Annotated in this window: 7 protein-coding genes; 2 read left to right on the top strand and 5 right to left on the bottom strand. The window is 63.4% G+C overall.

Annotation, left to right across the window (positions count from 1 at the left end; genetic code table 11):
* Together EOA36_RS21735 and EOA36_RS21730 are read right to left on the bottom strand one after the other, a co-directional pair.
* A partial coding sequence (locus EOA36_RS21735; protein WP_127279366.1) for a cobyric acid synthase occupies window positions 1-1084 on the bottom strand: 1084 nt, incomplete at its 3' end.
* The gene (locus EOA36_RS21730) at window positions 1084-1698 is read right to left on the bottom strand and encodes a dimethylsulfonioproprionate lyase family protein (RefSeq protein WP_127279365.1); all 615 of its coding nucleotides are present in this window, start codon (window positions 1696-1698) and stop codon (window positions 1084-1086) included. The genes EOA36_RS21730 and EOA36_RS21735, both read right to left, overlap by 1 nt.
* A 136-nt stretch (window positions 1699-1834) precedes the next feature.
* On the opposite strand from EOA36_RS21730, the gene EOA36_RS21725 reads away from it, so the two are divergent.
* Both EOA36_RS21725 and mmsB read left to right on the top strand, forming a co-directional pair.
* Window positions 1835-3001 carry an isobutyryl-CoA dehydrogenase gene (locus EOA36_RS21725; protein WP_127279364.1) on the top strand — a complete coding sequence of 389 codons (1167 nt, stop codon included), beginning with the start codon at window positions 1835-1837 and terminating at the stop codon, window positions 2999-3001.
* A 26-nt stretch (window positions 3002-3027) separates the two neighbouring features.
* Window positions 3028-3912, top strand: coding sequence for a 3-hydroxyisobutyrate dehydrogenase (gene mmsB / locus EOA36_RS21720; RefSeq protein WP_127279363.1), 885 nt, complete (start codon window positions 3028-3030; stop codon window positions 3910-3912).
* 281 nt (window positions 3913-4193) lie between these two features.
* Here the strand turns inward: mmsB and EOA36_RS21715 are convergent, their stop codons facing one another.
* The 3 genes from EOA36_RS21715 to EOA36_RS21705 all read right to left on the bottom strand — a co-directional run bounded on the left by EOA36_RS21715 (window position 4194) and on the right by EOA36_RS21705 (window position 6812).
* Window positions 4194-4838: a cytochrome c oxidase assembly factor Coa1 family protein gene (locus EOA36_RS21715; RefSeq protein WP_127279362.1), complete on the bottom strand. Its 645-nt coding sequence runs from the start codon at window positions 4836-4838 to the stop codon at window positions 4194-4196.
* A gap of 105 nt (window positions 4839-4943) precedes the next feature.
* On the bottom strand, window positions 4944-5309 hold the full coding sequence (locus EOA36_RS21710) for a hypothetical protein (protein ID WP_127279367.1): 366 nt from the start codon (window positions 5307-5309) through the stop codon (window positions 4944-4946).
* A 123-nt stretch (window positions 5310-5432) separates the two neighbouring features.
* A complete protein-coding gene (locus tag EOA36_RS21705; protein WP_127279361.1) occupies window positions 5433-6812 on the bottom strand; it encodes an aspartate aminotransferase family protein in 1380 nt (459 codons plus the stop codon).
* Window positions 6813-7055 lie beyond the last annotated feature (243 nt).

Below are 7055 nucleotides of genomic sequence, written 5' to 3'. Positions count from 1 at the left end.
CGGTAACCCTGCCTCCGATACCGTCGGGATCGCGCACCATGCGGCCGAGCATCTGGAAACCGCCGCAAATGCCGACGACATGGCCGCCGCGCTTGCGGTGCGCCGCGAGATCCCGGTCCCAGCCGTTCTCGCGAAATTTCAGGAGGTCGCCGATCGTCGACTTGGAGCCGGGAATGACCACCAGCCCGGCATCGACCGGCAGCTTCTTTCCCGGCGGCACGAACACCACTTCGACCTGCGGTTCGGCCTTGAGCGGGTCGAGATCGTCGAAATTGGCGATGCGGCCAAGCATCGGCACCGCCACTTTCAACGCGCGCGCCTCGCCGGACGCCAGCCGCTCCAACACCACGGAATCCTCCGAGGGCAGCCGCGCCGCCGCCTTGAGCCACGGCACGACGCCAAAACAGCGCCATCCGGTGAATTTCCCGATCGCCTTCAAGCCATCATCGAACAGCGAGACGTCTCCCCGGAACTTGTTGATGAGATAGCCGGCGATCATGCGCCGGTCCTCTTCCGGCAGGATCAGATGCGTGCCGGCGATCGAGGCGATGACGCCGCCGCGATCAATGTCCCCGACCAGCACCACCGGTACATCAGCCCGTGTGGCAAAACCCATATTGGCGATGTCGCGGCTTCTGAGGTTGATTTCGGCTGGCGAACCGGCACCCTCGACAATGACAAGATCGGCGCCCGCGCCGACCTTTCCCCAGGACTCCAGCACGGCATCCATCAGCCGGCCCTTCAGCGCCTGATAGTCACGAGCCCTCGCCTCGCCGAACACCTTGCCCTGGACGATGACCTGGGCGCCGACATCGGTCTGCGGCTTGAGCAGCACCGGGTTCATATGGACCGACGGCGCAACCCCGCAAGCGATCGCCTGCAGCCATTGCGCGCGGCCGATCTCGCCGCCGCCATGGTTGTTGTCGCCGGGAATATCGGCGACGGCGGCGTTGTTCGACATGTTCTGCGGCTTGAACGGCCGCACTTTCAGGCCGCGATTCCTGGCGGCACGGCATAGCCCTGCGACAAGCACCGTCTTGCCGACATCCGAGCCCGTGCCTTGCAGCATGATTGCCCTGGCCATCAGCTCCTGTCCTGCACCGAGGTTCCGGTGATCGTGGATTTCTGCGCCAGCGGCCCGCCGCGCCAGATATAAAGCGCCAGCAGCGGCTCCTTGCCGGTACGCATGGCGTGGTTGACGTTGGAAACATGGTGGACGACCTCGCCGGCCTCCCGCTTGCGAAAGCCGCCCTCGCCCATGCGCCACTCGGTGCCGCCGGTCAGCGGAATATAGATCTCCTCGGCGACGTGATGATGGTCGGGATAGACGATCCCGGGTCCGAGCATCAGCAGGCCTGCGGCGACCTCGTCATTGGCGAAATGGCCGCGCGTGCCGAACATTTCCAGCCAGCCGTAATTGTCGATGAAGGCCTTGCCGAAATCAGCCTCGGTATAGGTCTGCCCCCAATGCAATTCGTTGCGCCGCTCGGCCAGCAATCGAACCAGGGGTTTCGCATCCGGCGGTGCCAGTTCGGCGGCGCGGTCGAGATGGCGCAGGCAGCCAAGCGGACGCGGCTCCAAATCGCGGGCCGGCATATCCCAGCCGATACGCGCCACGGCGTCGCGCACCAGGGCATCATCGACGGAAGCAAGATAGGCGTGGAACTGTCCCAACAGCTCGTCGAATTTTGTCGTCACATCTTGCTCCGGACATGCATTGGTGCACAGCCGCTCCGCGGCGGCTCGGGTTGCGCGGCGGCATCATTGGTCTAGATTGGTGCGCGCGCAAAGCCAAAAACGACAGGCCAGCAGGTCAGACATCAGGGAGCACGCCATGGACGCCGCGGTCGATGCGAGCACCAGCCAGTTCGAACTCACCGAGGAACAGCGCGCCATCCAGGAGATGGCGCAGGCCTTCGCCGCCGATCGCGTCGCGCCGAACGCACTCGACTGGGACCGCAGGAAACACTTCCCCGCCGACGTGATCCGCGAGACAGGGCCGCTCGGCCTCGGCGGCATCTACATCAGGGATGATGTCGGGGGATCGGCTCTCGGACGCCTCGACGCAGTGCTGATCTTCGAGGCGCTGTCGCACGCGGATCCGGCCTTTTCGTCCTTCATCTCTATCCACAACATGGTGGCATCGATGATCGACCGTTTCGGCAATGAGGAGCAGCGACAGCGCTTCCTGCCGAAGCTCACCTCGATGGAATGGCTGGCGAGCTACTGCCTGACCGAGCCGGGTTCCGGTTCCGATGCCGCCGCCCTGAAGACGCGCGCGGTGAAGAGCGGCGGCGACTATGTGCTCAACGGCGCAAAGCAGTTCATCTCCGGCGCCGGCGACAGCGATGTCTATGCCGTCATGGTGCGCACCGGCGCCGATGGCCCGAAAGGCATCTCCACCATCGTCGTGCCCAAGGATGCGCCAGGCCTGTCCTTCGGGGCCAACGAGCACAAGATGGGCTGGCACATGCAGTCGACCCGCCAGGTCATCTTCGAGGACTGCAAGGTGCCGGCCGAGAACCTCCTGTCGGGCGAAGGCGCCGGTTTCGGCATCGCCATGGCCGGGCTCGACGGCGGCCGGCTGAACATCGCCGCCTGTTCGCTGGGCGGCGCGCAGTCGGCGCTCGACAAGGCGCTGGCCTACACGGCTGAGCGCAAGGCCTTCGGCTCGAAGATCAACCAGTTCCAGGCGCTGCAGTTCAGGCTGGCCGACATGGAGACCGAATTGCAGGCAGCGCGCATCTTCCTCTATGCGGCGGCCTCGAAGCTCGACCGCAAGGCTCCGGACGCCGGTAAATGGTCGGCGATGGCAAAGCGCTTCGTCACCGACACCGGCTTCAACGTCGCCAACGATGCGCTGCAACTGCTCGGCGGCTATGGCTATCTGCATGATTACGGCATCGAGAAGCTGGTCCGCGACCTGCGCGTCCACCAGATTCTGGAAGGCACCAACGAGATCATGCGCGTCATCATCGCGCGGGCGCTGATAGGACGCTGAAGCCAGCAAACTCCGGGAGTGAGACAATGACGACGATCGCCTTCATCGGCCTCGGTAACATGGGCAATCCGATGGCCGCCAATCTCGTCAAGGCGGGGCATGCGGTGCACGGCTTCGACCTGATGACAGAGAACCTGACGATCGCGCGCGAGCATGGCATCACAATCATGGCCAACGCCGTTGCCGCCGTGAAGGATGCCGATGTCGTCATCACCATGCTGCCTGCCGGCAAGCACGTGCTGTCGGTCTATGAGGATATCGCCCCCAAGGCGAAGAAAAATGCCTTGTTCATCGATTCCTCGACCATCGACGTGGAATCGGCGCGCAAGGCGCATGCAATCGCCGCCAAACACGGCCTGCTGTCGATCGATGCGCCGGTCTCCGGTGGCACCGGCGGGGCGACAGCCGGCACGTTGACCTTCATGGCCGGCGGTTCCGACGATGCCTTCGCCGCCGCCGAGCCGATCCTGAAGCCGATGGCCGGGCGCATCGTCCATTGCGGCGGTGACGGCGCCGGCCAGGCCGCCAAGATCTGCAACAACATGATCCTCGGCATTTCGATGATCGGCGTTGCCGAGGCCTTCGTGCTGGCGGAGAAACTCGGCCTGTCGCATCAGGCGCTGTTCGACGTCGCCTCGACCTCGTCGGGCCAATGCTGGTCTCTGACCACCTATTGCCCGGTGCCCGGCCCGGTGCCCACTTCGCCCGCCAACAGGGATTACAAGCCGGGATTTGCCGCGGCTCTCATGCTGAAAGACCTGAAATTGTCCCAGGAAGCAGCGCTTGGCGCGGGCGCCGTGACACCGCTCGGCGCCGAGGCGGCGCAGCTCTATGCGCTGTTCAACGCCCAGGGCCATGGCGGCGCCGATTTTTCCGGCATAATTAATTTTCTGCGCGGCAACCCGGCCTAAACAGCGGATTCGATAGACTTTTCCCGGGTCTTTGCGGAGAAAGACCCGCAAATTTAGATTTGCTTAAGCTCTCGATAACTCTGCGGTAACGATGTCCCTATAAAACGGATTGCGAGGCGGACATATCGCATCCGCCCGGCGCTCCGGATCAGGTCTCGCGTACCGGAGCCCGTAAGTTTCGCAAGTGTCTTCGTAGCGAAACGCCATGCGTATCTGGCAAAGCCGCGTTCCTGATGGGGCGCGGTTTTTGCATTTCAGGCCCCTTTCCTATCCACGATCATCTATATTCCGATCGCCGCACCCGGGATCGGCACGTGATCTTCATTGGTCAGCACGATCGGTGCATCGACGCCGTCGACGCGGACCACGAGCAGGCGCGTGCTCCATGTGCCTGCATTGCGAACGAGATGCGAAAACACGGTGCCCTTGCCCTTGGCGCCGTGGACGGGAATACTGAACTGGGCGTCGCCGGCGCCATTCGCATTGACATTGAGATTACCGCCGACCCAGAAATTATCGGCCACATCGTCGCCGATCGTGGCCTTCACCCGGGTGTCGGCACGGACGGCGTCCATGGTCATCCGGTAGGCGTCGCTGCCCTTGAGCACGAAAGGGATGCTGCCGACCATCGTCGCACAGCCGCCGATACTGACCACCCAGACGGCAAGGCCGGCGATCGCCCAGTTGCGCTGCGTCTTGCGGAATTGCTCCGCATCGCGCCAGGCGCGGTTCCGCCAGGCCCAGCGGCTGCCGCGCGCGCCGAGCACGAAGATCATGATGAGGTTGACGACGGGGATCAGCGCCAGCAGCGCGATGAAAGTGCTGTTGCCGATGCCCCAAATCCAGTTGAGGAAGAAGGCGCCCCAGTTCCAGCGATCAAGCTCGGCTGGAATTTCAGCCGGCTGGTTGAGCGGTTGTCCGGCCATTGCATCCCCCACTGTAACTGCACCGGCTGGTTCTAGCCCATGATCTGGACGATGCGCAAAATCAAAGTTCCGCGCACCCCCATGCGCCTGAGCAGACACTGTGGATCAGGTCTTTGTGGAAAGCCGGCGAAAATTCGCCTTCACCGCTCGGCTGGCGGGCTTCAGCGCGGCGCTGATTGATCGTTCCGCCGCAATGCCATTGAGCAGCGACGGGGTAAGGCCGGAAAGGATTTCGGGCCAGAAACGGGTCGCCGATTGCAGCAGGGACATCTGCGCCGCGAAGACACCTTCAGCCAGTGCAACCGTCTTCTCGTTGACGGCCCGCGCGGTTTCGGTTCCCCACGGCTGGCCGCTTCCGGCGTCCATTGCCATGAGAGGCAGGCGCATCATCGCCACCATCGGCGCCAGCATGAGATCGCTGCCGATCGTGACCGCTTCTCGGCGGCGCCGGCTCCTGCCAGTCCTGCTCATGAACACAATCCCCATAGGGCAGCCGCTGCGCTGCGCCATCAACTACGCGCGGTAGCAATATTCGTTCCGACCGCGACGATATTTTGAGGCAGGCGTCCGATTGGTGGGCGCCTGCCTCGTTTCTTAGCGCTTGCGCAGGTCGGCCTGCGCCAGGTCGAGCGCCTTGCCGATGCGCTCGCAGGCCATGTCGATGGTGTCGCGGGTCCAGATCAGCGGCGGCGACAGGATCATCGTGTCGCCGGTGGCGCGCAGCATCATGCCGTTGGCGATCGCGTGGTCGCGCACAACAACCGCAGCACTTCCCGACGGCAGGAAGCGCTCCTTCGTCGCCTTGTCCTTGACGATCTCGATCGCGCCCATCAGGCCGATGGAACGCACCTCGCCGACCAGATCATGCCCGGCGATGCGCTCCTGCAGCGCCTTGGCGAAATAGGGTCCGGTGTCGTTCCTGACGCGGTCGACCAGGCCTTCCCTCTCGATGATCTCGAGGTTCTTCAGCGCCACGGCGCAGGCAACGGGGTGCCCCGAATAGGTGTAGCCATGGTTGAACTCGCCGCCCTTCTCGACCAGCGCCGACGCAATGCGATCGCCCACCAGCAGCGCCGAGAGCGGCTGATAGCCCGACGTCAGCGCCTTGGCCGTGGTGATGGTGTCCGGTTCGATGCCGAAGGTCTGGGCCGCGAACCACTCGCCTGTGCGGCCATAGCCGGTGATGACCTCGTCCAGCATCAACAGCACATCGTATTTGCGGCAGATGCGCTGCACTTCGGGCCAGTAGCTTGCCGGCGGGATCTTGACGCCGCCGGCGCCCATCACCGGCTCGCCGATGAACGCCGCGACCTTCTCGGCGCCGGCCTCCAGGATGGCATCCTCGACCGATTTGGCCGCGCGCAGGCCGAAATCATGGTCGCTTTCGCCAGGCAGAGCCAGCTCATAGGCATAGGGCATCATCACATGGACGATGTTGGGCACCGCGCCGTTGAGCTGCTTGTGCATGGCATCCATGCCGCCGAGCGAGGTGCCGGCGATGGTCGAGCCGTGATAGGCCATCTTGCGCGAGATGACGCGGTTCTTCTCCGGCTTGCCTTCCAGCACCCAATAGTGGCGCACAAGCCGCAAGGCGGTGTCGTTGGCCTCTGAACCGGACGAGCCATAAAACACCTGGTTGACGTTTTTCGGTGCGATCTCGGCCAGCTTCTTCGACAACAGCACCGGCGTCGGCGTCGAGCATTTGAAGAAGGAATTGTAGTAAGGCAGTTCCTTCATCTGGGCATAGGCAGCCTCGGCCAGTTCGTCACGGCCGTAGCCGATATTGACGCACCACAGGCCGGCCATCCCATCCAGCAGTTCCGTCCCTTCGGAATCGTAGATGAACGGGCCATTGGCGTGAGTGATGACGCGCGCGCCAGCCTCGCGCAACTCCTTATGGTCGGTGAAGGGATGCAAGTGATGCGCGGCGTCGATCTGCTGAAGCTGCTTCAGCGAATAGTTCTGATAGGTCATTGATTTGATCTTTCCTCTGAAATCATTCCGGCGGCGCCGGGGCGAATTCGTCAGAGGACGGCAGGTGGCGAATAACCGATACGGGCGCACAGCCGCAAAAGCTCGGCGCGCAGCGTGCGCGATGACGGTGTCACCGCGACCCGAAACGCACGAGCTGATAGTCTAGCGAGAGCCATGAAGGTACCTTAGAGCAAAGGGCGGTCGAGGTGAACCACCCTTTGCTCAAGTGGTGCTGGAATGAGA

It is taken from the genome of Mesorhizobium sp. M8A.F.Ca.ET.021.01.1.1, from assembly GCF_003998025.1.
In the GTDB taxonomy this organism is placed as follows: Bacteria; Pseudomonadota; Alphaproteobacteria; order Rhizobiales; family Rhizobiaceae; genus Mesorhizobium.
This window is presented reverse-complemented; position numbering and strand designations above follow the sequence as displayed.

What these genes read in the sequence shown, in the direction of transcription:
- EOA36_RS21725 (WP_127279364.1), top strand. Translation starts at nt 1,835, where the DNA reads ATGGACGCCGCGGTCGATGCGAGCACCAGCCAGTTCGAACTCACCGAG.
- mmsB (WP_127279363.1), top strand. Translation starts at nt 3,028, where the DNA reads ATGACGACGATCGCCTTCATCGGCCTCGGTAACATGGGCAATCCGATG.
- EOA36_RS21715 (WP_127279362.1), bottom strand. Translation starts at nt 4,838, where the DNA reads ATGGCCGGACAACCGCTCAACCAGCCGGCTGAAATTCCAGCCGAGCTT.
- EOA36_RS21710 (WP_127279367.1), bottom strand. Translation starts at nt 5,309, where the DNA reads ATGAGCAGGACTGGCAGGAGCCGGCGCCGCCGAGAAGCGGTCACGATC.
- EOA36_RS21705 (WP_127279361.1), bottom strand. Translation starts at nt 6,812, where the DNA reads ATGACCTATCAGAACTATTCGCTGAAGCAGCTTCAGCAGATCGACGCC.